At 71.9% G+C, this 24,605-nt stretch carries 27 protein-coding genes and 1 tRNA gene; 12 read left to right on the top strand and 16 right to left on the bottom strand.

The features are described 5' to 3' along the window. Positions 1–62: 62 nt before the first annotated feature. The 5 genes from ABD120_RS30515 to ABD120_RS30535 form a co-directional block, all read right to left on the bottom strand. Positions 63–752 carry an adenosylcobinamide amidohydrolase gene (locus tag ABD120_RS30515; RefSeq protein WP_343953632.1) on the bottom strand — a complete coding sequence of 230 codons (690 nt, stop codon included), beginning with the start codon at positions 750–752 and terminating at the stop codon, positions 63–65. After that, a complete protein-coding gene (locus ABD120_RS30520; RefSeq protein ID WP_343953633.1) occupies positions 749–1,537 on the bottom strand; it encodes an ABC transporter ATP-binding protein in 789 nt (262 codons plus the stop codon). The genes ABD120_RS30515 and ABD120_RS30520 overlap by 4 nt, the downstream gene beginning before the upstream one ends. A 28-nt stretch (positions 1,538–1,565) precedes the next feature. After that, the gene (locus tag ABD120_RS30525) at positions 1,566–2,606 is read right to left on the bottom strand and encodes a FecCD family ABC transporter permease (RefSeq protein ID WP_343953635.1); all 1,041 of its coding nucleotides are present in this window, start codon (positions 2,604–2,606) and stop codon (positions 1,566–1,568) included. Continuing rightward, entirely contained in the window at positions 2,606–3,544 is a 939-nt protein-coding gene (locus ABD120_RS30530) for an ABC transporter substrate-binding protein (protein ID WP_343953636.1), read from the bottom strand. Before ABD120_RS30530 ends, ABD120_RS30525 begins: the two co-directional genes overlap by 1 nt. 198 nt (positions 3,545–3,742) lie before the next feature. After that, positions 3,743–4,621 (bottom strand): Gfo/Idh/MocA family protein, encoded by an 879-nt coding sequence (locus ABD120_RS30535; protein ID WP_343953637.1) that lies wholly within the window; start codon positions 4,619–4,621, stop codon positions 3,743–3,745. 73 nt (positions 4,622–4,694) lie between these two features. Between ABD120_RS30535 and ABD120_RS30540 the strand changes: the two genes are divergently transcribed. Then, positions 4,695–5,276 (top strand): histidine phosphatase family protein, encoded by a 582-nt coding sequence (locus tag ABD120_RS30540; protein WP_343953638.1) that lies wholly within the window; start codon positions 4,695–4,697, stop codon positions 5,274–5,276. Between the two features lie 88 nt (positions 5,277–5,364). Here ABD120_RS30540 and ABD120_RS30545 read toward each other — a convergent pair whose 3' ends face one another. The 3 genes from ABD120_RS30545 to ABD120_RS30555 all read right to left on the bottom strand — a co-directional run bounded on the left by ABD120_RS30545 (position 5,365) and on the right by ABD120_RS30555 (position 6,750). Further along, a complete protein-coding gene (locus ABD120_RS30545; protein WP_343953639.1) occupies positions 5,365–5,604 on the bottom strand; it encodes a hypothetical protein in 240 nt (79 codons plus the stop codon). 87 nt (positions 5,605–5,691) lie between these two features. Beyond that, positions 5,692–5,928, bottom strand: coding sequence for a DUF397 domain-containing protein (locus ABD120_RS30550; protein WP_343953640.1), 237 nt, complete (start codon positions 5,926–5,928; stop codon positions 5,692–5,694). Continuing rightward, positions 5,929–6,750 (bottom strand): helix-turn-helix domain-containing protein, encoded by an 822-nt coding sequence (locus ABD120_RS30555; protein ID WP_343953669.1) that lies wholly within the window; start codon positions 6,748–6,750, stop codon positions 5,929–5,931. Positions 6,751–7,126: 376 nt separating this feature from the next. Between ABD120_RS30555 and ABD120_RS30560 the strand changes: the two genes are divergently transcribed. Together ABD120_RS30560 and ABD120_RS30565 are read left to right on the top strand one after the other, a co-directional pair. Continuing rightward, the gene (locus ABD120_RS30560) at positions 7,127–7,477 is read left to right on the top strand and encodes an ATP-binding protein (protein WP_343953641.1); all 351 of its coding nucleotides are present in this window, start codon (positions 7,127–7,129) and stop codon (positions 7,475–7,477) included. A gap of 77 nt (positions 7,478–7,554) precedes the next feature. Further along, positions 7,555–9,954: a helicase-associated domain-containing protein gene (locus ABD120_RS30565; protein ID WP_343953642.1), complete on the top strand. Its 2,400-nt coding sequence runs from the start codon at positions 7,555–7,557 to the stop codon at positions 9,952–9,954. A 48-nt stretch (positions 9,955–10,002) separates the two neighbouring features. On the opposite strand, the gene ABD120_RS30570 is transcribed toward ABD120_RS30565, so the two are convergent. Next, positions 10,003–11,259, bottom strand: coding sequence for an ArgE/DapE family deacylase (locus ABD120_RS30570; protein WP_343953644.1), 1,257 nt, complete (start codon positions 11,257–11,259; stop codon positions 10,003–10,005). A gap of 50 nt (positions 11,260–11,309) precedes the next feature. On the opposite strand from ABD120_RS30570, the gene ABD120_RS30575 reads away from it, so the two are divergent. Beyond that, the gene (locus tag ABD120_RS30575; protein WP_343953645.1) at positions 11,310–12,227 is read left to right on the top strand and encodes an endonuclease/exonuclease/phosphatase family protein; all 918 of its coding nucleotides are present in this window, start codon (positions 11,310–11,312) and stop codon (positions 12,225–12,227) included. A 101-nt stretch (positions 12,228–12,328) separates the two neighbouring features. Here the strand turns inward: ABD120_RS30575 and ABD120_RS30580 are convergent, their stop codons facing one another. Continuing rightward, entirely contained in the window at positions 12,329–13,054 is a 726-nt protein-coding gene (locus tag ABD120_RS30580) for a spherulation-specific family 4 protein (protein WP_343953646.1), read from the bottom strand. 266 nt (positions 13,055–13,320) lie between these two features. Between ABD120_RS30580 and ABD120_RS30585 the strand changes: the two genes are divergently transcribed. Beyond that, the gene (locus ABD120_RS30585; protein ID WP_343953647.1) at positions 13,321–13,641 is read left to right on the top strand and encodes a GroES family chaperonin; all 321 of its coding nucleotides are present in this window, start codon (positions 13,321–13,323) and stop codon (positions 13,639–13,641) included. On the opposite strand, the gene ABD120_RS30590 is transcribed toward ABD120_RS30585, so the two are convergent. Continuing rightward, positions 13,632–14,090, bottom strand: coding sequence for a TIGR02611 family protein (locus tag ABD120_RS30590; protein WP_343953648.1), 459 nt, complete (start codon positions 14,088–14,090; stop codon positions 13,632–13,634). The two genes, ABD120_RS30585 and ABD120_RS30590, sit on opposite strands and share 10 nt — an antisense overlap. Before the next feature lie 164 nt (positions 14,091–14,254). On the opposite strand from ABD120_RS30590, the gene ABD120_RS30595 reads away from it, so the two are divergent. From ABD120_RS30595 to ABD120_RS30605, 3 genes are read left to right on the top strand one after another with little or no spacing between them, the layout of a single operon-like run. Continuing rightward, positions 14,255–15,118, top strand: a complete 864-nt coding sequence (locus ABD120_RS30595; protein WP_343953649.1) for a phosphotriesterase family protein — start codon at positions 14,255–14,257, stop codon at positions 15,116–15,118. A 55-nt stretch (positions 15,119–15,173) separates the two neighbouring features. Continuing rightward, positions 15,174–16,118 carry a sensor histidine kinase gene (locus ABD120_RS30600; protein WP_343953651.1) on the top strand — a complete coding sequence of 315 codons (945 nt, stop codon included), beginning with the start codon at positions 15,174–15,176 and terminating at the stop codon, positions 16,116–16,118. Continuing rightward, entirely contained in the window at positions 16,115–16,792 is a 678-nt protein-coding gene (locus tag ABD120_RS30605; protein ID WP_343953652.1) for a response regulator, read from the top strand. The genes ABD120_RS30600 and ABD120_RS30605 overlap by 4 nt, the downstream gene beginning before the upstream one ends. A gap of 1 nt (position 16,793) precedes the next feature. Here the strand turns inward: ABD120_RS30605 and secY are convergent, their stop codons facing one another. Further along, entirely contained in the window at positions 16,794–18,059 is a 1,266-nt protein-coding gene (secY, locus tag ABD120_RS30610; RefSeq protein WP_343953653.1) for a preprotein translocase subunit SecY, read from the bottom strand. An 86-nt stretch (positions 18,060–18,145) separates the two neighbouring features. Here secY and ABD120_RS30615 point away from each other — a divergent pair, with 86 nt between their 5' ends. Continuing rightward, entirely contained in the window at positions 18,146–18,742 is a 597-nt protein-coding gene (locus tag ABD120_RS30615) for a P-loop nucleotide/nucleoside kinase family protein (protein ID WP_343953654.1), read from the top strand. Positions 18,743–19,012: 270 nt separating this feature from the next. Here ABD120_RS30615 and ABD120_RS30620 read toward each other — a convergent pair whose 3' ends face one another. Both ABD120_RS30620 and ABD120_RS30625 read right to left on the bottom strand, forming a co-directional pair. Beyond that, positions 19,013–19,246: a hypothetical protein gene (locus ABD120_RS30620; protein ID WP_343953655.1), complete on the bottom strand. Its 234-nt coding sequence runs from the start codon at positions 19,244–19,246 to the stop codon at positions 19,013–19,015. Continuing rightward, entirely contained in the window at positions 19,243–19,446 is a 204-nt protein-coding gene (locus ABD120_RS30625; RefSeq protein WP_343953656.1) for a DUF6158 family protein, read from the bottom strand. Before ABD120_RS30625 ends, ABD120_RS30620 begins: the two co-directional genes overlap by 4 nt. 101 nt (positions 19,447–19,547) lie before the next feature. On the opposite strand from ABD120_RS30625, the gene ABD120_RS30630 reads away from it, so the two are divergent. Beyond that, positions 19,548–20,480 (top strand): LysR family transcriptional regulator, encoded by a 933-nt coding sequence (locus ABD120_RS30630; RefSeq protein WP_343953657.1) that lies wholly within the window; start codon positions 19,548–19,550, stop codon positions 20,478–20,480. A gap of 37 nt (positions 20,481–20,517) precedes the next feature. Here the strand turns inward: ABD120_RS30630 and ABD120_RS30635 are convergent, their stop codons facing one another. Then, the gene (locus ABD120_RS30635) at positions 20,518–21,045 is read right to left on the bottom strand and encodes a histidine phosphatase family protein (RefSeq protein WP_343953658.1); all 528 of its coding nucleotides are present in this window, start codon (positions 21,043–21,045) and stop codon (positions 20,518–20,520) included. Positions 21,046–21,228: 183 nt separating this feature from the next. On the opposite strand from ABD120_RS30635, the gene ABD120_RS30640 reads away from it, so the two are divergent. Both ABD120_RS30640 and ABD120_RS30645 read left to right on the top strand, forming a co-directional pair. After that, the gene (locus ABD120_RS30640; protein WP_343953659.1) at positions 21,229–22,455 is read left to right on the top strand and encodes an SGNH/GDSL hydrolase family protein; all 1,227 of its coding nucleotides are present in this window, start codon (positions 21,229–21,231) and stop codon (positions 22,453–22,455) included. A 139-nt stretch (positions 22,456–22,594) separates the two neighbouring features. Beyond that, a tRNA-Ile gene (locus tag ABD120_RS30645) sits at positions 22,595–22,668 on the top strand. 130 nt (positions 22,669–22,798) lie between these two features. Here ABD120_RS30645 and ABD120_RS30650 read toward each other — a convergent pair. Continuing rightward, positions 22,799–24,349 (bottom strand): aspartate aminotransferase family protein, encoded by a 1,551-nt coding sequence (locus ABD120_RS30650; RefSeq protein WP_343953660.1) that lies wholly within the window; start codon positions 24,347–24,349, stop codon positions 22,799–22,801. Between the last annotated feature and the right edge of the window lie 256 nt (positions 24,350–24,605).

Below are 24,605 nucleotides of genomic sequence, written 5' to 3' on the forward strand. Positions count from 1 at the left end.
CCGCGGGCACGCCGTCGCCCTGCCCGGTCATCGGCCACCCGCCGCCGACGCGCTCGCCCGCGTCAGCGGGCCCGAGTCCGCGCTCCGGCCGTGAACGGGCCGCCGGCCGCGTGCGCGGCGGCCCAGTCCTCCGCCCCCTGGAGCACCGCCGCGTGGACGGCCCGCGCGACACGGGCACCCCAGGTGGAACGGGGACCGCCGAACAGCTCCTCCGCCCCCTCGGCCCGTACGGCGACACACACCGCGTCCGACGCGGTCCCCGTGCCCTCGAACCCGGCTTCCAGCAGCGCCTGGGTCTTGGCCTCCGTGACGGTCATCACCGTGTTGACCAGCGCCCCGTCGGTCATGGCGACCGGCACGCGCACCAGGATGTTGACCGTCCCGACGCGGATCGGCGCCAGCTCCGGATCGGGGACGCCCTCGGGAGCCGCGGCCCAGGTGGGGACGCGGAGCCCGACCGTGGCACACGCCTCGGCGCCGCCGTCGCGGGCGACGACGTACCGGTCGACGGAGGCGGCCGTCATCATGCCGACGCCGTCGCCGGCCGGGCCGAGCTCGCGAAGGTGCTCGACCGGGTCCATCCGCGAGTATCCGGCGACGACCTGGGCGTTCAGAACCCAGGAGCACGGACCGATACCACCGCCGAGGACGGCGGAGGAGATCGCCCGCCAGCCGGGCCCGAGCTCCCACTCCAGCGCCCCGAGCCTCGCCCCGTCCTCCTCCCGGTAGCTCAGCCGTGGGGTGGAGGTCATGGGCGCTCGCCCCGGACCTCGCCCCGGACCAGGTGGACGACCGGGCGGCCGTCCGGGCCGGGTTCGACCTTGACCTGGGCGTCGAAGTGCCTGCCCACCAGGGTCTCCGTCAGCACCTGGGCGGGAGAGCCGTGGGCGACGGCCTGGCCGCGCGCCAGCAGGAGGAGCGCGTCGGCGTACTGTCCCGCGACGGTCAGGTCGTGGAGCGTCGTGACGACCGTGAGGCCGTCGGCGCGGCGCAGGCGGTCCACGAGTTCGAGCACCTGCTGCTGGTGGCCGAGGTCGAGGGCCGTGGTGGGCTCGTCCAGGACGAGGATCGGCGCCTCCTGGGCGAGGGCTCGGGCCAGGACGACGCGCTGGCGTTCGCCGCCGGACAGCGATCCGACGCGACGGCTCGCGAAGTCGCCGAGGTCGAGCCGCTCCAGTACGGCGCCGACGACGTCGCGGTCGTGGCGGCTGTCCCGGCCGAAGTACGGAATGTACGGCGTGCGGCCCAGCAGCGCGTAGTCGAAGACGGTCATGTCGGGCGGCAGTGCGGGCGCCTGCGGCGCGTACGCCAGCAGGCGGGCCCTGGCCCTGGGCTTCAGGGCGGCGGCGGGTGCGTCGGCGACGAGCAGGGATCCGCTGTGGCCGACGATGCCCATGATGGCCTTGAGCAGGGTGGACTTGCCCGCGCCGTTCGGCCCGATGACCGCCAGCCATTGACCGCGCGACACGAGCAGATCGACCTCGGACAGCACCTCGCGCTCGCCGAGCCTGACCGACACCCCGGCGGCCCGGATCATGCGGCACCCCTGCCCCGCGCCTCGGGGATCACGTGAGCGCCCCCTGTCTGCTCATGCGCAGGACGACGACGAAGAACGGCGCGCCCACGAACATGGTGACGACCCCGATCGGCAGTTCGGCGGGCGCGATCACCGTACGGGCGAGCAGGTCGGCGAGAACGAGGAAGGCGCCGCCGCCGATCAGCGAGAGCGGCAGCACCACCCGGTACGACCCGCCCGCCAGCCGCCGCACCACGTGGGGCACCACGATGCCGACGAACCCGATCAGCCCGCTGACCGCGACGGCGGCCGCGGTGGCGAGGGAGGCGGCCAGGAGGATCGCGAACCGTACCCAGGAGGCGCGCAGGCCGAGCGTGGTGGCCTCGTCGTCGCCGACCGACAGCACGTCGAGCAGCCGCCCGTGCAGCAGCAGCACGACGGACGACACCGCGGCGTACGGCAGCACCAGCCAGAACTTGTCCCATCCGCCGCCGACGTCCCCGAGGATCCACGCGTAGATCCGCTGGAGTTCCTCGACCTTGAACTGCTGCACGAACGTCTGGATGGCGGTGAGGAAGGAGGTGACGGCCACCCCGGCGAGGACCAGGGTGGCGGTGCCGCCCGCGCGCCCGGCCGTGTTGCCCAGGGCATAGGCGAGGAAGACGCCGCCGACGGCGCCGAGGAAGGCGACAGGGGGGATGCCGAGGCTGGGCGCGGGCACGAGCACGATGAGCAGCGTGGTCGTGAGCCCGGCCCCGGCTGCGGCGCCGAGGAGGTAAGGGTCGGCGAGCGGGTTGCGGAAGACGCCCTGATAGGCGGCTCCGGCCATGGCGAGCAGCCCGCCGACGGTGGCGGCGACCAGGACGCGCGGGAGCCTGATCTCGTACAGCAGGCCCTGTTCGAGCGGGGTCAGCCCGGCGTCGGCGGAGACGAACGGCAGCCAGTCGGCCACCTGGAGCACGACCTGCCAGGGCGCGATCCCGGCCGCGCCGCCGAGCAGGCCGGCGATCATGCAGAGGGCGAGCACGACGAGCGCGCCCGCCACCCACAGCGGCCGCGCCCCCGCGGCCCTGACCGGCGTGCCTCGCACTACTTCGCGGCCACCTTGTCCACAGCGGCGCCGATGGTCCTGGCGAGGTCCACGATGCGCGGGCCCCAGCGGGAGGCGATGTCGTCGTCGAGTTCGATCACCTGGTCGTCGCGGATCGCCTTGAGGTTCTTCCAGCCGGGCCGCTTGGCGAGGGTGTCCTTGCTCTGCTGACAGCACTTGACGTCGGCGAGGAAGATCAGGTCGGGGTCGGCCTTCGCGACGTACTCGGGTGAGAGTTTGGGGTAGCCGGAGGCCGCGTCGGGCGCTTTGTCGGCGATGTTGGTGAGGCCGAACATCGCGTAGATCTGCCCGACGAAGGTGTTGGAGGTGGCGGAGAAGGGGGTCTGGTCGAGTTCGTGGAAGTAGGTGAGCTTCTTGTCCTTGGGCGCGGCGGCGGCGAGCCGGTCGAGTTCCGTCTTGATCCCGCTCGCGACCTCCTCGGCCTTGGCGAGGTTGCCGGTGGCGGCGCCGAGGTCGGTGATCTGGTCGTAGGTGTCCTCGACCTTGACGGCGGCGGACTCGACCAGGACGGGGACGTTCAGTTTGGTGAGTTCCGCGACGACCTTGTCGTCGGAGGCCACGACGAGGTCGGGCTTCTTGGCGATGATCGCCTCGACGTTCGGCTTGAAGCCCGACAGTTCGGACTTCGGCGCCTCCGGCGGGAAGTTGGACAGCTCGTCGGCGGCCACGACCTGCGATCCCGCGCCGACGGCGAAGAGGATCTCGGTCGAGGTGGGCGACAGCGAGACGATCCGCTCCGGCCGCCGCGCGACGGTGACCTTGCCGTTGGCGGCCTCGACGGTCACCGGGAAGGAGCCGGTTGCGGGGGCGGAACTGGGGGTGGGGGACGGCGCCGAGGCGGACTGCGTCTGGCCGCATCCGGCCAGGACGAGCGTTGCCAGCACCGTGCCCGCGACGGCCGTGCGTACGGGCCTCACGAGTTGTCCTTTCACGGTCGGAACCGAGAGACCCGCGTAGTGCGACGGATCACCCTTTTCCACGAGGGTTGACGACGTCGGCGCGGTGGCAGGCGACCTGGCTTTCACAGTTGCGGGACAGCGCCGGAATCCCACCGGACTTCGCTGCGGCACCACGCGTCGGACAGACGGTATCAACCCCCATGGAATGCTCCAGCGTCAAGGGGAGGTGACTTGACTCTCCGCCTCGGCGATGATGCGCTGGAGCCGCAGTCCGTGGGCGGCGTCGAGCGGGTGGCCGCCGCCGTCGCGCACGGTCCTGGCGAACTCCGCCGCCACCACGCCCAGCGGGTCGTCGTCAGGCACGGCGGGGCCGAGTTCGGCGGTGCCCTCGCGGCCGAAAACCGCGACCCGCCACGGCACCTCGTCGCCGGTGGCCGCCATCGAGATCGACGCCTCGCTGACGGCGCCGCCCTCGTGTTCGAGCAGCAGGCCGACCCAGCCGAGCGGGTCACCGTGGGCGCGCACCGACACGACCCGGCCGAGCGCGGCGTCGAGCAGGTCGACGACGTGCGGCCCGAGGTCGAGCAGGGCCCCGCGCCGCAACCGCCACGGAGTGCCGAACGGGTGCCCGTCGGCGGTGATCACGTCGCTGACGGCGAGCGCGTGCCCGCCGAACGGCCGGATCGCGGCGCACCGGTCGAGGAAGTCTCGGGTGCTGCGGCCGTAGCGCATGGTGAGGATCATCTGGGACGGGACTCCGGCCTCGGCGACGGCGGCGGCGACGCGTTCGGCCGCCTCAAGGCTGTCGGCGAGCGGCTTCTCCAGCAGCAGCGCCTTGCCCGCCCGCGCCGCCTTGACGGCCAGTTCGGCCTGTACGCCGGGGGGCACGCAGAAGCAGACCGCGTCGCAGGCGTCGAACAGTTCCTCGACCCGCTCGTACACCGGCGCCCCGAGGGCGGCGGCGGCCTCCGGCCTGCGCGCCCACACTCCGGCGAACTCGAGGTCGGGGCTCTTGGCGAGCATCGGCGCGTGCGCCGTCTCCGCCCACGGGCCCGCTCCCACCAAACCAACGCGAATAGGCTTCATGGCCACCATTTAACCGGCTTGACCGGCAGTCCTGGTCCGGCCGGGGAGAAGACGACCGGACGGCACCTGGAAGGATGGCGGGGTGAAGGAGATGTTGCTGCTCAGGCACGGCGAGACCGAGTGGAGCAAGAACGGCAGGCACACCGGCCGCACCGACCTGCCCCTGACCCCGTACGGCGAGGCCCAGGCCGCCGCCCTCGCCCCGCTGGTGAAGGGCAAGACGTTCGACCTGGTGCTGGTGAGCCCCGCCCAGCGGGCGCGCAGGACCGCCGAGTCGGCCGGGCTGACGGACTACGAGGTGGACGCGGACCTGTGGGAGTGGGACTACGGCGGCTACGAGGGCATCACCACGCCGGTGATCCGGCAGGACCGGCCCGGCTGGTACCTGTGGCGCGACGGGGTGATCCCCGGCGACGCCGAGCATCCGGGTGAGAGCGCCGAGCAGGTGGGCGCCCGGGCCGACCGGGTGATCGCGCGGGCGCGGGCCGCCGAGGGCGAGGTGGCGCTGGTGGCGCACGGCCATTTCCTGCGGGTGCTGGCCGCCCGCTGGCTGGGGCTGGCGCCCGAGGACGGCCGGTTCTTCCGCCTGGACACCGGCACGTACTCGCGGCTCGGCTTCGAACACGCCGAGCCGGTGTTGCTGAGCTGGAACGCCCCAGTGTGAGGCGCGGACCCGAGCCGGTCCTGAGCCGGAACGCCCATGTGTGAGATTCACACCCCGGCCGATCCCGGGCCGGAACGCCTCGTGAGGTTCAGACCGGCAGCGGGCCCCGGCCGGTGAGCCATTCGAGCACCCTGCGGTGGCCGGCGGCGGCCTCCTCGAAACGGCTCCAGCGCCAGTAGCGCGGCTGCTCGCGGATCCCGGTCACCCAGGTCCGGTAGGCGACACGCCCGTCGGCGGGCGCGACGCCGTACGTGCGGACGACGACTCTGCCGCCTGGGGCGAGGAGCACGTCGTCCGCGATCGGATAGAGGGTCAGCTGATCGAGCATGACCCGATCGTCACAGCAAGAAGAATCCCGGTGATTTCGCCCCCGGCGCGTCGCTGTTACGCGGCCGCGCCGGGGGTGAACACGGCGTTACACCAGCAGGCCGTCGAATTCTCCGGCCTTCACCCCGAGCATCAGCGCCCGGATCTCGTCGCGGGTGTAGATAAGGGCCGGGCCGTTGGGAAAGCGCGAGTTGCGAACGGCAATCCCCCCGTCCGGGAGCTCGGCGAGCTCCACGCAGTTGCCCTGCGAATTGCTGTAGCGGCTCTTGCGCCAGGCGACCTGGGTGAGGTCGGCGGCGGACATGCCGTTGTAGGTGTGCTTCATCTAGATCTTTCTGAGAAGACCGCCGAGAAGCTCCACAGTGCCCCCTGGCGTGGTGCTCTCCACGCACAGCTGCTCCATGGCGGTGAGGTACGGATCGACGTCCTCACGCTTGTCGAGGTACAGAGCACCCCAGAGCTGCTCGACGTAAACGACGTCCGACAGGTCGGACTCGGGAAACCGCAGGATGCTGAACGCGCCCCCTTCTGCGGCGTGCATACCGAACCTGAAGGGCATCACCTGGATCGTGATGTTGGGGAGGGCGGCCACTTCCAGCAGGTGCTGAAGCTGCTCGGCCATGATGCCTCTGCCCCCGATGGTCCTCTTGAGCGTCGCCTCGTCGATGACCGCCCACAGGCGCGGCCCGTCCTTCTGCGTGAAACGCTCCTGCCGCTGCATGCGCAGATGCACGCGGCTTTCGATGTCATCGGGGGTCGCATCCGGGTTGCCGAGCCGGTACACGGACCGCGCGTAGTTCGCCGTCTGCAACAAGCCGGGCACGTGCTGCACCTCATAGGTGCGGATCACGCTGGCGGCCTCCTCCAGCCCCACGTACGTGGTGAACCAGCCGGGCAGAACGGACGAGTACTTGTGCCACCACCCGGGGGTGTTGGCCTCGCGGACCATTTCCAGCAGCGCTCTCCGTTCGGCGTCGTCGCTGACGCCGTACAGCGTGAGCAGGTCCTCGACGTCACGTGTCTTGAATCCGACGCGACCCAGCTCCATCCGGCTGATCTTCGACTCCGAGGCCCTGATGTGGAACCCGGCCTGGCCGCGGTCGAGCCCGCTGGCCTCGCGAAGGCGCCTGAGGCTGGCACCGAGCATGATGCGCCGAACTGTGGAGGCTGAACCCGGCGGATCGATGGACACGTGCTGCTCCTTGGTCGACTCTTGTCACACAGTCTGTCACTTCGCGGCCGAAAGATCATGGGCCGCAGACAAGATCCCCTTTCATGGTGATTGACCATTTGATGACCTAACGGTAGCGCGTGCATGGGGCTTCTGCACGTGCATTCGCCCTTGCACCTGCACGCGAGTTTGCCCCAGAATGATCACCGTGCATTCCACCCTGGCGCACGGCCAGTGGACCACGTTCGACTGGTGGCCGCCCCTTGGATGGTGGCCGGACGCCGCTCGTGACCTACTGGTCCCAGGCCCCCACGCGAGCGCCACGTTTGTGTTACCTCCCACCGCGCCGTCCGTGCACAGCGCACGCAGCTTCACGCTCGGCACCCTGTCGGGCTGGGGACTGTGCGAGCTCGCGGAGAACATGGAGCTCGTGGTGTCCGAGCTGGCCACCAACGCCCTCCGCCACGGTCTGCGCCTCGGCGAGCCGGGCTGCCAGCGTCCCGTCCACATGTCCCTCGTACGCCGAGGGCACCTGGTGACCTGCGCGTTCACCGACCCCGGCGCCTCGGTGCCGGTGCTGCGCTACCCGGGCCCCCTGGACGCGGGCGGACTCGGCCTCCACATCGTCGACTCGCTCAGCCGTCGGTGGGGCTGGTCGGCGCTCGCACCACACGGAAAGATCGTCTGGGCAGTCCTCTCCTGACGGAGTGTCATCTGCACTACCGTGGTTGGTCATGGCTCACGGTGAGTCCCGCGCGACCCCCATGAGAGTGCTGACAGATGGATGATCACCTCCTCGGCTGGCTGCGGACACTCGACGAAGACCGCCTCGGCCGCGTGCTCGCCAACCGGCCCGACGCCCTCGCGGCCCCCTGGCCTCGGCGGCTGGGCACGCTGGCGCAGCGGCTGGGCAACGGCTTCGCCGCGATGGAGGCGCTGCGCGCCCTGCCTCTGCCGTGCCTGCAACTGGCCGAGGTCTGCCTGGTCGTCGCGGAACCCACGCCCGGCAGGCTGGCCAGCTTCCTCGGTGTGCCGGAGAAGGACACGCTCGACTGGCTCGACCACCTCTACGACCACGCCCTCGCCTGGCCGGACGAGCGCGGCGTGATCCACCTGTCCGAGGCGGCCGCCCGCTGGTGGGCGGCCCCGCTCGGGCTCGGCGAGCGGCTGGAGCACTACCTCAACGCCTGGACCATCAGCAACGACGCGCTACGCGCCCTGGCCCGCAAGCTGGGCGTGCCGTACAACGGCAACAAGCGCCGCACGATCGCGCGGGCGAGCGAGGTCCTGTCCGACCCCGCACACCTGACCGCCGTGCTCGCCGAGGCCCCCTCGGGCGCGCGGGACCTGCTCGACTCCTTCGCCTGGGACGGCCCGGTCCGCGACGTCGACGGCAACCGCTTCGTCATCCCGGGCAGCGCCGAGAAGTGGGCCGCCGACCACGGGCTCCTCTACCGCCCCAACTGGAACGTCGCCGAGATGCCCCGCGAGGTGGCGCTGGCCGTGCGCGGGCCCGGCTACCGGCCGTCCTTCACCCCGCGCCCGCCCGAGGTCGCGACCCTCCCGGTCGATCCGGCCGAGGTCGACCACCTCATGACGCTCGCCGCCCCGCACGTGGTCGAACGCTGCGCGGCCCTGCTCGACAACGCCTCCAAGTCGCCGCTGCCGCTGCTGAAGACCGGCGGCGTCGGCGTGCGCGAGGTACGCCGGGTGGCCAAGGAGACCGGCTGCGACGAGGACGAGACCCGGCTGCTGCTGGAGATCTGCGCGGTGGCGCGGCTGCTGGCCTGGGACGAGGCGTCGAGCGGGCTGGTGCCCACCGAGCGCTTCGACCGCTGGCGGCTCGACGAGGGCTCGGCCCGGCTGCGCGCGCTGCTGTCGGCGTGGTGGCGCATGGAGCGCTCGTCCCTGCGCAGGACCGACGGCCGCTACGGCACCGTCCTCGGCGACGACCAGGCGGGCGGGTCCGTCGCCCGGGTGCGCAGGGCGGTGCTGTCCTGCCTGGCCCACCTGCCGTCCGGCACCGCCTTCGCCGACCGGGCGGGCCTGGTGCGCGACGTGCACTGGCACGCCCCGCTGCTCGACCGGGCGCTGCTGGCCGAGTGCGCGGGCGCCGTCCTCGACGAGGCCCGGCTGCTCGGGCTGCTGGCGGGCGACGCGCTCACCGACCTCGGCCGGGCGCTGGCCGATCTGTCCGGATGCGCCGGTGACGAGAACGACGACACGGTCCCGCGGGTCGAGCACGACCCGCAGTTGGTCGAGGTGTCCACCCGGGCGCTGGCCAGCGTGCGCAGGAGCGCGTTGTTCGGCCCCGACCTGACCGCCGTGGTCACCGGCCCGCCCTCGGCCGAGCTCGCCGCGCTGCTCGACCGGACGGCCGAGCGCGAGTCGCGCGGCGCCGCCTCCGTGTGGCGCTTCACCCCCGAGAGCCTGCGGCGGGCGCTCGACCGGGGCTACGACGCCGACGAGCTCCTCGGTGAGCTGTCCGAGGTCGGAACGGTCCCGCAGACCCTCGAATACCTCGTACGCGACGTCGCCCGCCGACACGGCGAGGTGACGGTCGTCTCGGTCGGCTGCGTGGTGCAGGCCGCCGACTCGGCGCTGCTGGCGGAGCTGGCCGCGCACCGGCGGCTGAACCGGCTCGGGCTGCGGCTGCTCGCCCCGACCGTGCTGGTCAGTTCGGCGCCGCCCGAGCGCACCCTGTCGACGCTGCGCGAGCACGGCTACTCCCCCGTGCCCGTCGCCGACACCGGGGAGATCGCGATCAGGCGCACCCGGGGCGAGGAGCCCGCGAACGGCAGGCTCATCCTGCTGCCCGGCGGGCAGGTGGCCGAACTGCCCGATCCGGACGTGCCCGCGCACGTGCTCGCCGAGCCCGTGCCCGACCCGCGCGAGCACGCCAGGCGGCTGATCGAGGCGGCCGAGCCCGCCGACCGCAGCGGGCGCACCTGGGCGATCATCGGACGGCTGGCCACCCGGCTGCCGACGGCGCAGCAGTCGCTGCTCGGGTTCGTGGTCGACCGGGGGGTGCGGGCCGGGGTCACGCTCGCCGACGGACTGACCGCGACCATCAGCCACGGCGAACTGCGCGGCGGCGTGCTGGACGCGTGGTGCGAGGAAGCGGGCGACTATCTGGAGTTCCCACTGGCCGAGATCGTCGAGGTGCGCGCGTCGCCTTAGGCACGGCTGTCACCGCAGACGCAGGCGCCGTCTGACACCGCGCCGCGTCTACACGTGGGCCTCACACCGTCTGACGGCCAGGAGCGCCAGGGCGCGGGTGACCTCGCGCAGCTCGGCCAGCGCCACCTGCTCGCGCGGCGCGTGCGCGAAGGCCACGTCGCCGGGACCGTAGTGGAGGGTGGGGATGCCGCCTGCGGCGTAGAGGCGAAGGTCGCTCCCGTACGGCGCCGCCGCCTGCGCGGGTGTGCTCCCGCGTACGTCGGCCACGGCCGCGCCGACCTCGGCGAGCAGCGGGTGCCCGTCGGGCAGCCGACCACTGGCGAACTGCCCGCCCGGCCAGGTGAGCGTCGCCGGGTGCGCGCGCAGCCACGGGTCGCCGGTCTCGGCCAGGGCCTGTTCGAGGGCGGCCCGTGCCGCCGGCGGATCCTCGTCGAGGCGAACCCCGAGCCGCCCCTCGGCGACGAGCAGGTCGGGCACGGTGCTCGCCCAGTCGCCCGCGCGAACGGTGCCGACCTCGATCGGGTAGGGCAGCGGGTTGCCGTCGAACAGGGCGGGCAGGTCGCGGTTGCGTTCGGCCTCCAGCCGCCTGAGCGCCGCGAACACCGGCAGGAACGCCTCGATCGCGCTCACCCCCTCGTGGCGGGTGGCGCCGTGGGCGGCCCGCCCGGCGATCTCCAGCCGGAAGGTGAGCGCGCCCGCGTTGGCGGTGATCACGGTGCCGCCGGTCGGCTCGGTGATCACCGCCGCCGCGCCGGTGTGGCCTCTGGCGAGGGTGGCGAAGGCACCGAGGCCGCCGTCCTCCTCACCGGCCACGCAGTGCAGCGCGAGCGGCCGGGCCAGGCGCACGCCCGCGCGCCGCAGCGCCCGGACGACGGCGATGTTGGCCGCGAGCCCCGCCTTCATGTCGCAGGCGCCGCGCCCGTGCAGGACGTCGCCGCTGATCCGGGCGGCGAACGGGTCCTCGCCCCGCCATCCGGCCGGGTCGCCGGTCGGCACCACGTCCACGTGGCCCTGAAGGATCAGCGCGGGCCTGCCCTCGCCCGGTGTCACGGCGACCAGACCGTAGCCTTCCTGCCTGGGCGCCTCCGTGCCGGGGAAGCCGGGACGGCCGCGCAGGTCGTCGAGGTCGAGGCGCCACAGGTCGACGTCGAGGCCCGCCTGCGCGAGGTGACCGGCGAGAACGTGCTGCAGTTCGGACTCGGCGGCCGTGCCGGTCACGCTCGGCACGCGGACCAGGTCGGCCAGCAGGGCCACGGTCTCGGCGTCGTCGATCGCGTCGAGGACGAGGGCTTCCACATCGCGCATGCGTGAACCGTATCCGGGTCCGGTGACAATACAGTGTCATGGTCGGGATCATGATCTGGGCTCTCGTCGTACCGTTCGCGCTGTGGGCGTTGCTCCGGCTGACCGGGGCCGATCCGCACTGGTTGTGGACGCCCCTGGTGGCGTACACGCCGTATGTCTTGGTCGTCGCGCTCGTCCCGCTCGTGGTGGCGGCGTTCCTGCGGCGCCGGGCGGCGACGGCGGTCGCCGCCGCGAGCGTGCTCGCGCTGGGGGTCGCGGTGCTGCCGCGTGCCTTCCCCGGCGGCGGGCCCGCCGCCGGAGGCGAGGAACTGCGGGTGCTGGCCGTCAACCTCGCCTTCGGCCAGGCCGACGCCGGCGAGGTCGTCGCGCTGGTACGGCGGATGCGACCGCACGTGCTGACGCTGCAGGAGCTCACCCCGGGCGCCCTCGGCAGGCTCGACCGGGCCGGGCTGCGCACGCTGCTGCCGCACACCGTCGACCGTTCCGCGCCGCGCGCCGGAGGCTCCGGGCTCTACGCGGCGGGGCCGCTGCGGGAGCTGCCGGTGATCGAGTTCGGTTTCCGGCAGGCGCGGGCCGTGTTCACGACGCCGGGCGGGCGCGAGGTCGAGGTCGTGTCCGTGCACCCGTGCGCGCCCAATCCGTCGGCGCCGGTGCCGTGCTGGGCGCAGGGGCTGGACGCGCTGCCGCGCGCGGGCGGGATGCCCCGGGTGCTGGCGGGCGACTTCAACGCGACCCTCGACCACGGACGGCTGCGGGCGCTGCTCGACAGCGGGTACCGGGACGCGGCCGACGCCACCGGCAAGGGGTTCGAGCCGACGTGGCCGACCCGGGGCGACTGGGAGTTCCTGCCGAGGGTCGCCATCGACCACGTGCTCGCCTCTCCGGAGCTCGCCGTCACCGGCTTCTCCGCGCACGACGTCGGGGGCTCGGACCACCGCCCGGTGTTCGCGTCGCTCCGGTTCCGGTGACCGAGCGCCCCGGCGTCACTCGGCTGCCGGGACGCGCCCGCGTCCCTGGCGTCAGGAACGCCCGGCTGCCGGGGTGCCCTCCGAGGCCGCCGTCCCGGGGGTCATGACGTTCGTCCGCCCGCGATCGGACGGCCGTAATAGGCGGGCAGTTCGGCCCAGCCGGGGTTGTCGCTCAGGTGGACGGTTCCGGCGAGACGGGCCGCCTTGCGCAGGGTGACGGCCCTGGCGCGCTCTGCCACCCCGTGGATCAGATGGCAGAACCTGCTCCTGGCCAGCGCCCTGGCCCACGACGGCTCGCGGATGGCGCGGTAGGCCGCCAGCGGCCCCTCGAAGGTCACCAGCACGTCGGCCAGCGCGGCGTACCCGGGGTCGGGGTAGACGCCGGGGTTGAGCACGACCGTGCCGCTCGCGCCGTCGACGAGCCTGCGGTAGTGGTCGAGGCGCCCGGCTCCGGCGGCGACCTGGTCGAGGAAGGCGCCGCGCAGGCCGTACCAGGCGTGCGCTCTGCGCAGGTCGGCGCGTACGTCGGCGACGGGCCGCAGGCCGAAGTCGGTGTCGACCCGCGCCAGCACCTCGCTCCCGGCCGCCGCGAGGCCCGCGATCACCGGCCGGTAGCCGGGGTCGCGATGCTCGCCGAGGTCGAGCACGACCATCCGGGGAGGTTCGGCGAGCAGCCGGCGCCAGGATTGCGCGCGATCGAGCCGGAAGTAGGCGGGCACGCAGGTACCGACCGCGATGTCGCCCACCTCGACCAGCCGGACCCCGCTCCTGGCGACGTACGGCGGCAGCCCGGAGGTCCAGGTCCGGCCGCTCGGAATCACCGTCACCGCATGCCATTTCCCATGTCAGACCACCCTCTTATTCCGGTTTCGCAACGGCGGCGCCGCACCGCGCCAGTGAATTTATAGCCGACCCCGCCGACATCCGGCGAAGGATTGCCGCGACATGGTTCCGACCTGCGACGACCCAGGAAAAGCAGCCGTTTTTAACATGAAATGTCGGGCGCTTCCCGATGGCCGGTCATGGGCGCCCCATCATGGGGAACGCGCGCCTACCGTGCCACCCGCACGCGCGATGGACGTAAACTTCCGGTGTGGTAGAACCAAAGTTCGAGATCCAGATGCTCCACGACCGGGTGCTGATCCGGCTGGAGACCACGGTCGAGGAACGGCGCAGCGGCTCCGGCATCGTGATCCCCGCGACGGTCAAGGACGAGAACCGCCTGGTGTGGGGCGAGGTCTGCGGAGTGGGCGCCAACGTGCGCGGCGTGAAGCTCGGCGACAAGGTGCTGCTCAGCCCCGAGGACCGGCTGGAGGTCGATCTCCACTCCCAGACCTACCTGGTGGTGCGCGAGCGCGACCTGCACGCCGTGGCCACCCAGGAGACCGACCACGGCACCGGCCTCTATCTGTAGATCAGCCCCCTGGCCGTCTCGATGAGGTCGATGCCGATGCTCCGCATGCCGACGTAGACGATCACGGTGGCCGCGATCACGGTCACGACCAGCACCAGGATGCGGACGGTCCAGCCCTGCCGCTTGTACCACTCGGTCCAGGCGTGCAGGGTGCGCTTGCCGAACTCCAGCACCTTGTGCGCCCAGTGGAACTCCGTGGCGAGCACCGCGAGCCCCGCGAACACCACCAGCCACCCGGGGCCGGGGAAGGGCACCATGATGAGCCCGCCGATCACCATGACGCCGCCCAGCACGCCGATGACGATCTTCAGGGTGAGCGCGCCGGTGCGGGTCGACCTGATGCCGTCCAGCCACCCGTGGATGCCGCCTCGCGGCGGCATGCCGGACCGCTCCTCCGCCGCGCCCTTGAGCTCGTCGGCGTCGCCGGTCTCTGAGTTGTGGATGGCCACGATCCCCCCGTGGGCTGTTGACGGACGCCACCAGGATACGGCGTCCGGAGGAAGACTCCGGCGAACACTTCGGGTAGATCTTCGCCGGTAGAGCGGCATCAGCGGGCAAAAATCGGTTAATGTCGCACATGCCCGAGGTAATGCTTCGTACCGTAACCGGCCCCATGCGTGCCGCAGCGGTCACCGGTGCCGTGCTCCCCCACGAACACCTGCGCACCGACCTGCGCTGGGCCGTCGGAATCGACTCCGATCCCTACCGGTGGCTCGACGAGGAGCGCCCGGTCACCGACGAACTGCGCGCGCTGCGCCAGGACCACGGTGTCGGCCTCGTGGTCGACCTGACCTGCACCGGCATGGGCCGCGACACCGCCGCCCTCGCCCGTATGGCGGCGGGCAGCCGGGTGCCCGTCATCGCCGCCACCGGGCTGTTCGCCGAGCCGTTCGCCCAGGTCGGCACGGCGAGCGTCGAGGAACTGACGCGGCGGCTGATGGACGAGATCACCTCGGGACTCGACGAGTCCGGAGCGCTGCCCGGAGTGATCGGCGAGGTCGGCACCTGGGGCGAGGAGCCCACGGCCGCCGAGGAGCGCTGCCTGCGCGCCGCCGCCCGCGCCTCCCTGTCGTCGCGGCTGCCGGTCGCGACGCACGGCGTCAACGGTACGGCGCTGCTGGAGATCCTGCTGTCCGAGGGGCTCGACCCCGGCCGGGTGAGCGTGGGCTACGCGGGCACCGATCCCGGGGCGGCCCGCAAGATCGCCGAGGCCGGGGCGTACGTGAGCGTCTGCACCCTGCCGCAAGGGGCCGGGCAGGCGGCGCGGACGGTGGCCGGGCTGATCGAGGACGGACATGCCGACCGGGTGCTGGTCAGTTCGGGAGTGAGCCGGGTGGCGCAGTTGCGGCGCTACGACGGCCACGGGTACTCCCACGCGCTCGACGCGCTGCCGCCGCTGCTGCGGGCGGCGGGTGTCGGCGACGAGACGTTCCGCAAGATCACCCAGGTCAACCCGCTGCGCTGGCTCACGGCCTGATCCCACCGGCCCGCACGGCTCTTCCCAGGCCGGGCGCACGGGCTAGGATCGCCGTGTGAGCAAGCAGTCCGGACTCTCGCGCCTGAGCGACATCCCGGTCGTCTTCATGCTCGCGTGGGCGGGGTGGCTGGCCGTCCCCTGGTCGTTCAGCGGTCTGGCGCAGGCCCGCGCCGCCGCGGCCGAGGCTGCCGAGGCGGCGCTTCCGCCCGCCGACCTCACGCCCGCGCACGCCGAGGAGCGGCGGCCGTCCGAGGCACGCTCGATCCGGTACGACCATTCGGACCTGTCCGGCTACTGGGGCACACCGGTGGGCCCCGACGTCTCCTGCCGCCTCGACCCGCCCGGCGCCCTCGAAGGCGGGCCCTGCGACCTCACCCCGCCCGGCGGCCCGGGTGGAGCGCATCGGCTCGCCGCCGAGATGCTGGCCGCCGAACGCGCCAGGATCGCCGGGGAGGTGCACGACGCCGCCGGACACGGGCTGGCGGCCATCGCCATGCAGGCCGGGCTCGCGCTCGTCGCCCTCGACGACGACCCCGAGCAGGCCAGGGCGTCCCTGCTGGCCATCAAGGAGACCAGCCGCAAGGCGCTCACCCACCTGCGCACCGCGCTCGACGGCATCGAGGGCGGCCCGCCGAGCGACCTGCCCGCGCTGCTCGACGGGGTGCGGGCGGCGGGCCTGCCCGTCGACGTCGAGCCCGCCGACCCCGACGTGCCCGCCCATCTGGAGGGCGCGGTCTACCGGGTGGTCCGCGAGTCGCTCACGAACGTGCTGCGCCACGCGGGCCCGACCAGGGCGTCGGTACGCGTGGCCAGCGACCCCCGCGCGTTCGTGGTGGAGGTGGCCGACCGGGGCGCCGGATGGAACGGCGCCCGGGAGGGACGCGGCCTGAGCACCATGCGCGCCCGGGTCACCGCCGCCGGAGGCGCGTTCGCGGCGGGCCCGCGCGAGGGCGGCGGTTTCCGGGTGGTGGCCCGCTTCCCCCACGTCGAGCGCACGTGACGGAACCGGCGACCGGGGCGGCGCCCCCGATCCGGGTCGCCGTGGCCGACGACCAGGCCGTGGTGCGGATGGGCCTGCGGGCGCTCGTCGAGCGCGAACCCGGCCTCGCCTTCGTGGGCGAGGCGCAGGACGGCGCCGCCGCCCTGCGGCTGATCGCCGCCACCCGCCCCGACGTACTGCTGCTCGACATCCGGATGCCCGGCATGGACGGTCTCCAGACCCTGCGCGCCATAGCGGCCGACGAGAGCCTGCGCGGCGTGCGGATCGTGGTGGTGACGACGTTCGCGGTGGACGAGTACGTCTTCGCCGCCCTCCAGGCGGGCGCGAGCGGCTTCCTGCTGAAGGACAGCGCCCCCGACGAGCTGGTGTCCGCGATCCGCGTGGTCGCCGCCGGTGAGGCGCTGCTGTCGCCGTCGGTCACCCGTACGGTCATCTCCCGCTTCGGCAGGCACGCGAGCGCGGAACCGGTCCCCGGCATCGAGACGCTGACGCCGCGCGAGCGCGAACTGGCCGCGTGGGTGGCGACGGGGATGTCCAACGAGGAGATCGCCAAAGAGCTGGTGATCAGCCCGGAGACGGTCCGCACGCACGTCAGCCGGGCCATGGTCAAGCTGCACGCCCGCGACCGCGCCCAGCTCGTGGTGTTCGCGATGCGCGCGGGCCTGGCGATCTGAGCTAGCGCAGCAGTCCCTCGTAGTTGCGCTGCTGGAGCTGCGCCTCGATCTGCTTCACGGTCTCCAGCCCGACGCTCACCATGATCAGGATGCTGGCCCCGCCGAAGGGGAAGTTCTGCTGGGTCGAGGGGTCGCGCAGCAGTGCGAAGGCGATGAGCGGCAGCAGCGCCAGCACGCCGAGGTAGAGGGCTCCGGGCGCGGTCAGCCGGGACAGCACGAAGCCCAGGTACTGCGCGGTCGCCCGGCCGGGCCGTACTCCGGGGACGAATCCGCCGTACCGCTTGATGTTGTCGGCCATCTCGACCGGGTTCGCAGTGATCGAGACGTAGAAGTAGGTGAATCCGACGACGAGGAGGAAGAAGACGGTCATGTAGAGCGGGTGGTCACCGGTGAGGTACGGCGCCAGCCACGGCAGCTGGTTGGCGAACAGCGTCGGCACGAACAGCAGCGAGGTGGTGAAGATGACCGGCACGATGCCCGCCTGGTTGACCTTGAACGGGATGTAGGTGCTGGTGCCGCCATAGGAACGGCGGCCGACCAGGCGCTTGGCGTACTGGACGGGCACCCGCCGCTGCGCCTGCTCGACGAAGACCACGACGGCCACGAGGAAGACGCCGGTGACGAGCATGACCACGCCGCCGGCCGGGCTGATCGTGAAGATCGTCGACATGTACGACGGGAAGACCGCGACCACCTGGGTGAAGATCAGGATGGACATGCCGTTGCCGATGCCCCGGTCGGTGACCAGTTCGCCGAGCCACATGACCACGCAGGACCCGGCGACCATGACGGCCACGAGCACGCCGACGCCGAGCAGGCTCTCATCGCGCAGCACCCGCTCGGCGCAGCCGGGGAACAGCTGCCCGGTCCTGGCCAGTGCGACGACGGTGGTGGCGTTGAGGACGGCGAGGGCGACGGTGAGGTAGCGGGTGTACTGGGTGATCTGCGATTGCTTGCCCTCTTTGCGCAGCGCCTCCAGCCGGGGCACGGTGACGGCCATGAGCTGCATGATGATGCTGGCCGTGATGTAGGGCATGACGCCGAGCGCGAACACCGAGAGCTGCAGCATCGCGCCGCCGCTGAGCAGTTGCACCATCTCGGCGAGCCCGCCCCGGGTGCCGCCGAGGCAGCGTTTCACCGCCGCCACGTCCACGCCGGGTGAGGGCAGTATCTGCCCGAAGCGGAAAAGGACCACGATCCCGAGCGTGAAGAGGATCTTCCTGCGCAGGTCCGGGGCGCGGAACACGCGAGAGACGACGGAGAGCATGCGCCTGAGTCTGCTCGGCGGGGGCCCCGCGCACGTCCGACCGGGAGCGGCTGCGGTGTACGCGGATCCGCGTACGCTCAGACCTTGTGGTTCCAGTCTGGGTGATCAGCGGCCCGCCTGGCGCGGGCAAGTCGACCGTGGCCGCCGCGCTGCTCGCACGGCTGTCGCCGGTGCCCGCGCTGCTCGACAAGGACGGCGTGTACGGCGGGATCGTCGCCGAGATCCTGCGAGCGTACGGGCGCCCGCCGGGTGAACGCGAGGGCCCGTGGTACGACGCGCATGTCAAGCACCACGAGTACGCCGGGCTGAGCGCGCTGGCCGGGCAGATCCGCGCGCACGGGTGCCCGGTGGTGCTCGACGGGCCGTTCACCTCGCAGGTGCACTCGGCGACGCTGTGGCGGGAGTGGGTGCGGGCGCTGGGCGGGCCGCCGGTGCGCCTGGTGTGGGTGCGTTCGGACGGCCCGACGCTGCGGGAGCGGCTGGTCGCGAGGGGGCTGGAGCGCGACGCGGGCAAGCTGGCCGACTTCGCGGGGTTCCTCTCGGCGGTGCGGGTGGACGAGCCGCCGGCCGTACCTCATCTGGAGATCGACAACCGGCGCGGGGCGCCGGATCTGGAGGCGCAGCTCAGCGCGGCGGGTATGCCGCCGCGAGCAGCGCGGGCAGGCGGGGCACCAACCGGGTAAAGGTGCCGCTTTCGTAGGTGGCGCCGGGCTCGTTGGCCAGTTGCTGGGTGACGACCCGGCGATGAGGCTGGCGGCGAGGGGGCGGGTGGTCTTCACCGGCACGCCGGCGGAGCTGGCGCGGACGGCCACGCACACGGGCAGGCACCTGGCGCGGTCGCTCGCGGTCGCTCGGTAGCCGATTGGGAAATCAAGGCGGCGTCGCTCAGCAGTCGACTTCAACGTCGTGGCGGCATCGCTCGGTAGGCGACCTCGACGTCACGGCGGCGTCGCTCAGTAGTCGACCTCGAAGTCGTGGCGGCCGAGCGTGTACGCCTCGCCCGCCGGCAGCACGTGGCCGTGGGCCACCAGGTGGGCGAGGCTCTCGCGGACCACGTCCTCTGCCAGCCCCGTGGCGTGCGTGACCGCTTCGAGGTCGGCGCTGCGGCCCTCGACCGTGAGGGCCGCGACCGCCTCGTAGACGACGGTGTCGGCGCCGGACATCGCGTGGACGTCGTGGATGTTCATGGTCGCAGCCTGTTCGGGTCGATGTCGCGGACCGGATGGCGGCGCAGGTACTCCGCCTCCAGCACGCTGGTGCGCGAGGTGTGGTGGGCGAGCGCGTCGTCGGGTCCGTGCAGGAAGGTCTCGTGGCGAGTCTTGTGAAGGTGGCGCAGCTCACGCAGCAGGTCTTCCTCTGTGAGCGTGCGCGGATCAATGCCCATCATCGTCATGAAGGTCCCCTACCCGACTTCCGTCCGACAATATCTGTCATATTTCCTGACTTATCCCCATTGCTCGTCCGGAACCCTCGTCTTACCGTCCCCGTATGGACCTTGAGCTCAGGCACCTCAGAATCGTCCGCGCCGTCGCCGACGCGGGTAGCGTGAGCAAGGCGGCGAACTTCCTCGGTCTGGCCCAGCCCGCACTCACCGCCCAGCTCAAACGCATCGAACGGGCGCTCGGCGGCGCCCTGTTCGAACGCGATCGGCGGGGCGCCAGGCCCACCCAGCTCGGCGAGCTCGTGCTCGACCGCGCCCGCGTGCTCCTGCCCGCCGCCAGGGAACTGCAGGAGGAGGCGCTGCGCTTCGCCACCTCCCCCTCGATCCGCTACCGGGTCGGCGCCACCAACGGCTGCGTGCTCGGCGGACTGGTCGACCGGCTGGCGGCCGAGCGTCCCGTCACCACGCACACGTCGCTGTCGGCGTACGAGCTGAGTGGGATGGCCGAACTCGGCCGCCTCGACTACGTCCTGGTCGGCGCCTGCGGCGACACCGGCGTGCCCGGCGGCACGCTGGAGTGGGAGACCGTGAGCACCGACCCGGTGTTCGTGCTGCTCGGGCCCGGTCACCACCTCGCCGGGGAGAAGGAGGTCAAGCTCGCCGAACTCGCCGGCGAGCAGTGGGCGATGACGCCCGGCGACGGGTGCTTCGCCGACTGCTTCGCCATGGCGTGCGCCCGCGCCGGGTTCACCCCCGGAACGATCTACGAGACCGACATGTCCACCTGCGCCCACCTCGCGCAGGTCGGCCGGGCGGTCGTCCTGTGCCAGGCGACCCACCAGGCGCCCGCCGGGCTGGTCATGGTGCCGCTCGTGGACGTCCCGTTACGCTGGCGGCAGTTCCTCGGCCGCCACCCCACCGCCCCTGACGCGGCGTGGGTGCTCGCGCAGGCCAAGGCGGCCCACGCCGAGGCAGTACGGCACAGCTCGCTCTACCAGGACTGGCTCGTCAGGAATCCGGGCTTCGGCACCGCTCCGTGAGCCCGCTCCCCGGGCCGATCGCGCGGAGCCCGGCTCACTAGGCCAGGTCGAACACCCAGCCCGGCCGCCACTCGAAGGGAATCGTCACCAGGTCCTCCAGCGGCGTACCCATGAGCAGGTTCTCCAGCGCCCACAGGTTGGCGGTGTGCGCCACCACCAGCACCGTCGCGCCCGGCCAGCGCTTCATCACCTCCTCCAGGAAGGCGGCCATCTCGGCGACCACCTGCCGGTAGCTCTGGCCGCCCGGCCACGGCAGGTCCACATGCGCGCCGCGCAGCGCGGCGAGTTCCGAGACCGGCCGCCCGTTGTAGACGCCGTAGTCGCACTCGCGCAGCCGCGAGTCCTGCCGGACCTCCTTGACGCCGTCGAAGGCGATCTCGGCCGTCTGGGCGGCGCGGCGCAGGTCGGAGCAGTACACGTGGTCGACGTCGCGTCGTCTGCGGCCCAACTCGACAGCCTGCTCCCTGCCGAGCGGTGACAACTCGCCGGGCAGCCAGCCCGTCGCGACTCCAGCCTCGTTGTCCACCGACGTCGCATGCGTCTCATACACCAGTTTGACGGCCATGGTCATGACCGTACCCGCAGGCCGAGTCAGGATTCCGCAGCTCACAAGTCCACGGGTAGAAGTATTTCCACCCCAGCGTCTACACCCTCCGCCGTAGGAGAAAGACAACACCCGCGTACGACGCGGCACACCGCCTGAACGGCGACGATGCTCTCCTGTCCCACCCGACTCAGGAGAAGTTTCATGAAAGTCATACCTCGGCTGTCGTCCGTCCTCGCCGTCGGCCTCGCCGTCCTGCTGGCCGCCCCGAACCCGGCGGCGGCCAAGCCCGGAGGATGGAGCGCCACCTGGACCGCCTCCCCGCAGCGTCCCAGCACCAGCTACACGCCGAACTGGGCGGAGGAGGGCTTCGCCGACCAGACGATCCGCCAGGTGGTACGCATCAGCGCGGGCGGCTCGACGGCCAGGATCCGGCTGTCCAACGTCTTCGGCAGCACCCCGCTGAAGATCGCCGGCGCCACCGTCGCCCGCGCCTCGGGGGGCGCCGCCGTACAGGGCTCGACGCTGCGGCACCTCACCTCCGGCGGCAAGCGCGCCTTCACCGTGCCCGCCGGCGCGGAACTCGCCACCGACGCCGTCCCGATCAAGCTGTCCGACCTGGACTCCGTCGCCGTCACCCTCTACCTGTCCGCGCCCACCGGCCCCGCGACCTACCACGCCCAGGCCATCGCCACCGACCACCGCGCCGACCCCTCGGCCGCCGCCTTCACCCAGACCACCGTCTCCTGGTACTACCTGAGCGGGGTCGACGTCATCGGCGCGGCCTCCCGCCGCGGCACCGTCGTCGCCTTCGGCGACTCACTGACCGACGGGTACGGCTCCACCCCCGGTTCCGACAACCGCTACCCCGACGAACTGGCCGAGCGCCTGGCCGCGGCCGGTAAGCCGCGAGGCGTGGTGAACCAGGGCATCGGCGGCAACCGCGTCACCGTCGACTCCGCGCGCCTGGGCGACAAGGGGGTCTCCCGCTTCCGGCGCGACGTCCTCGGCCAGCCCGGCGTACGGACGGTCATCATCCTGGAGGGGCTCAACGACATCGGCATGAGCGAGGTCCAGGCGCCCATCAACGCGCCGTTCACCGAGGTCTCCGCCGACCAGATCATCGCCGGGCACCGCGACCTGATCCGCCAGGCCAAGACCAAGGGGCTGCGCGTGCTGGGCGCCACGCTGCCGCCCACGAAGGGCTCGCGCTACCACACGCCGACCACCGAGGCGAAGCGGGAGGCGGTGAACGCCTGGATCCGGACGTCCGGGGCGTACGACGCGGTCGTGGACCTGGACCGGGCACTGGCCTCTCCGGCCGACGAGGACCAGGTCAACCCCGACTACCTGGCCGCCGACCGGCTGCACCTCAACGACGCCGGATACCGCGCGATGGCCAACGCCGTGGACCCGGCCGACCTGGGCTGACCGCCTGGGCGTCCGTGGCCCCCGCCCGGGCCCGGGGCCGGTCTTCTCCGGTGTACGGGCCACGGACGCACCCGATGCTCTACGCTAAGGGTGCTCATCGGCCGTCTCCGGCGCCGATCGCACGTCACAACTGAATCCAGGGGCGGTAGCTCAGCCGGTCAGAGCATCGGACTCATAATCCGTGGGTCGTGGGTTCAAGTCCCACCCGCCCTACTCGAAACCGGGCCTTCTACCTGCCAGTTCCTTGATCGCCCGAATCCGTGGGTCGCCGGTCGGCCAGATGGGAGACCGCCAGTTCGGACACCTCCCCCACGGCGACCGCCCCAGGCACCGGCGCAGCGCTTCAGCCGAGCAGGGTCTTGCCGTCCTCGGCCCGAATCAGGGTGATCAGCGCGCGCAGACCTTTCTCCGTGCGGGTGATCTCCTCGTCGGTGATGTAGACGGACGGTTCGAAGCGCAGGGTGCTGGTGGCACTGGCGGTGGGGAAGACGCGCATGTTGTGTTCGCGCAGGAGGTAGCCGGAGAACATGTAGCCGATCAGACCGCCTCTGGCCTGCTCGGCGAGGATTTCGGAGGCCGAACCGGACAGGTCGTGGAACTCCAGACCCACCATCAGCCCCTTGCCTCGGACGTCCTTGACGACGTCGCCGAACTCGTCGCGCAGCGCGCGCAGCATGGCGAGCAGCTTGTCTCCCCGCTGGGCCGCCAGCCGGTACACCGCGCCGCCGTCGGCCTCCAGCAGTTCCACGGCGCGCAGGGCGATGAGGGTGGAAAGGCTGTCCTTGGCGAACGTCGAGGTGTGCACCAGCTCGAAGTCGGCGCGGTAGCGCGACGACCGGATCAGTGTGACCGCCGCCTTGGCGATACCGCCGCCCAAGCTCTTCGCCAGAGTGATGTAGTCGCCGCGCAGTCCCAGATGTGACGCGGCGAAGAACGCGCCAGAGCGGCCCATGCCGCTCTGCACCTCGTCCACGATGACGGGGATGTCGGCGGCGTCGAGCAGCTCACGCAGGCGGGCGACGGCGCCGGCGTCCAGGATGCGGATGCCCGCCTCACCCTGGATGGGCTCCAGGACGAACGCGCTGATCACCGGCAGCGGACGCTCGACGACCCGGATGGCGTCGCCGTCGACGGCGAGGTCGAACAGGGTCCGGCTCTCGGCGGCGATCGCGTCCGAGATGACGTCGGGCTGGTCGAGCGGCACGAACCGGCACTGCGCGGCCATGGCGATGAACGGTGTGCGGTAGGCGAAGTTGTGGGTGAGCTGAATCGTGCCCGCGAGCTTGCCGTGGAAGGAGCCCACGGGAGCCAGGTAGACCGGCGGCGTGGCGGCGCGCTCGGCGTTGGCGGCGCGCAGGGCGGCGACGACCTCGTCGATGTCCGACCCCCGCAGGGGGGAGGCGTCCACGGTCGCGCCGGAGGCCACCGCCGCGACGGCGGCCTCGATGTGGGCTTCGACCTCGGCGAGCGCCTCACCGATCTTGAGCATGCGGTCCATCTCGGCGTGCTTGATGGCGACCTCGTTGGCCTCGGCCCCGCTGTTGGCGAAGATCACCGCGTAGTTCTCGTCGGTGTCGAACTCGCGGTGCGCGATGGTGTTCAGCGTCCACGCGAGATTGTTCGCGTAAGGATGCCGGGAAAACTGTGCGTGGATCGGGGTATCGCTGTCCAGCAGTGATTTCGTGTACTCGATGAGCTCCGGGTTGTTGTGCCCGAGAATGGTCGACCCATAGCCGCCGACGAGGTCGAGCACCTCAATCTCGGCACCACCGGCGTCGCGGTAGTACAGGGAGTCCTTCTTCGACCTGGTGTATTCGACACCGAGTCCCAGAGATGCCAGCCAGGCGAACATGTACGGCTCGGCCAGCTCGGGCTTGTCGGCCACTGGATTCATCTTCGTCCCCTGTCCACGTGAGGTTCTCGGAGGCGACCGTAACCAACGTCCGGTGAATCACGGCCTATATCTGGTCTAGCTCCGGTAATAGCCGGCGCTACGGCCGACATGAAGAATTCCTGCCGGGAATTTATCGGTCGCTCTACGGGGTCGTGTTCGCGAAACCCCCGGTAACCGATTGTTCAATCAGCCCCTTACCGGCAGAAGACCGGCAGTGGGTCGTAAACCGCCCGCTGTGGCTAGTGTCGTACGGGTT

Origin of the sequence: Nonomuraea longicatena, from assembly GCF_039525605.1 — a bacterium.
In the GTDB taxonomy this organism is placed as follows: domain Bacteria; phylum Actinomycetota; class Actinomycetes; order Streptosporangiales; family Streptosporangiaceae; genus Nonomuraea; species Nonomuraea longicatena.

Bases quoted from the DNA above. Each gene is read 5' to 3' on its own strand.
- ABD120_RS30650 (WP_343953660.1), bottom strand. From the start codon at position 24,349: ATGAATCCAGTGGCCGACAAGCCCGAGCTGGCCGAGCCGTACATGTTC.
- ABD120_RS30515 (WP_343953632.1), bottom strand. From the start codon at position 752: ATGACCTCCACCCCACGGCTGAGCTACCGGGAGGAGGACGGGGCGAGG.
- ABD120_RS30625 (WP_343953656.1), bottom strand. From the start codon at position 19,446: ATGATGGGCATTGATCCGCGCACGCTCACAGAGGAAGACCTGCTGCGT.
- ABD120_RS30595 (WP_343953649.1), top strand. From the start codon at position 14,255: ATGCGTGCCGCAGCGGTCACCGGTGCCGTGCTCCCCCACGAACACCTG.
- ABD120_RS30550 (WP_343953640.1), bottom strand. From the start codon at position 5,928: ATGAAGCACACCTACAACGGCATGTCCGCCGCCGACCTCACCCAGGTC.
- secY (WP_343953653.1), bottom strand. From the start codon at position 18,059: ATGCTCTCCGTCGTCTCTCGCGTGTTCCGCGCCCCGGACCTGCGCAGG.
- ABD120_RS30630 (WP_343953657.1), top strand. From the start codon at position 19,548: ATGGACCTTGAGCTCAGGCACCTCAGAATCGTCCGCGCCGTCGCCGAC.
- ABD120_RS30575 (WP_343953645.1), top strand. From the start codon at position 11,310: ATGATCTGGGCTCTCGTCGTACCGTTCGCGCTGTGGGCGTTGCTCCGG.
- ABD120_RS30535 (WP_343953637.1), bottom strand. From the start codon at position 4,621: ATGGTGGCCATGAAGCCTATTCGCGTTGGTTTGGTGGGAGCGGGCCCG.
- ABD120_RS30620 (WP_343953655.1), bottom strand. From the start codon at position 19,246: ATGAACATCCACGACGTCCACGCGATGTCCGGCGCCGACACCGTCGTC.
- ABD120_RS30520 (WP_343953633.1), bottom strand. From the start codon at position 1,537: ATGATCCGGGCCGCCGGGGTGTCGGTCAGGCTCGGCGAGCGCGAGGTG.
- ABD120_RS30570 (WP_343953644.1), bottom strand. From the start codon at position 11,259: ATGCGCGATGTGGAAGCCCTCGTCCTCGACGCGATCGACGACGCCGAG.
- ABD120_RS30555 (WP_343953669.1), bottom strand. From the start codon at position 6,750: ATGCTCGGTGCCAGCCTCAGGCGCCTTCGCGAGGCCAGCGGGCTCGAC.
- ABD120_RS30640 (WP_343953659.1), top strand. From the start codon at position 21,229: ATGAAAGTCATACCTCGGCTGTCGTCCGTCCTCGCCGTCGGCCTCGCC.
- ABD120_RS30545 (WP_343953639.1), bottom strand. From the start codon at position 5,604: ATGCTCGATCAGCTGACCCTCTATCCGATCGCGGACGACGTGCTCCTC.
- ABD120_RS30565 (WP_343953642.1), top strand. From the start codon at position 7,555: ATGGATGATCACCTCCTCGGCTGGCTGCGGACACTCGACGAAGACCGC.
- ABD120_RS30635 (WP_343953658.1), bottom strand. From the start codon at position 21,045: ATGGCCGTCAAACTGGTGTATGAGACGCATGCGACGTCGGTGGACAAC.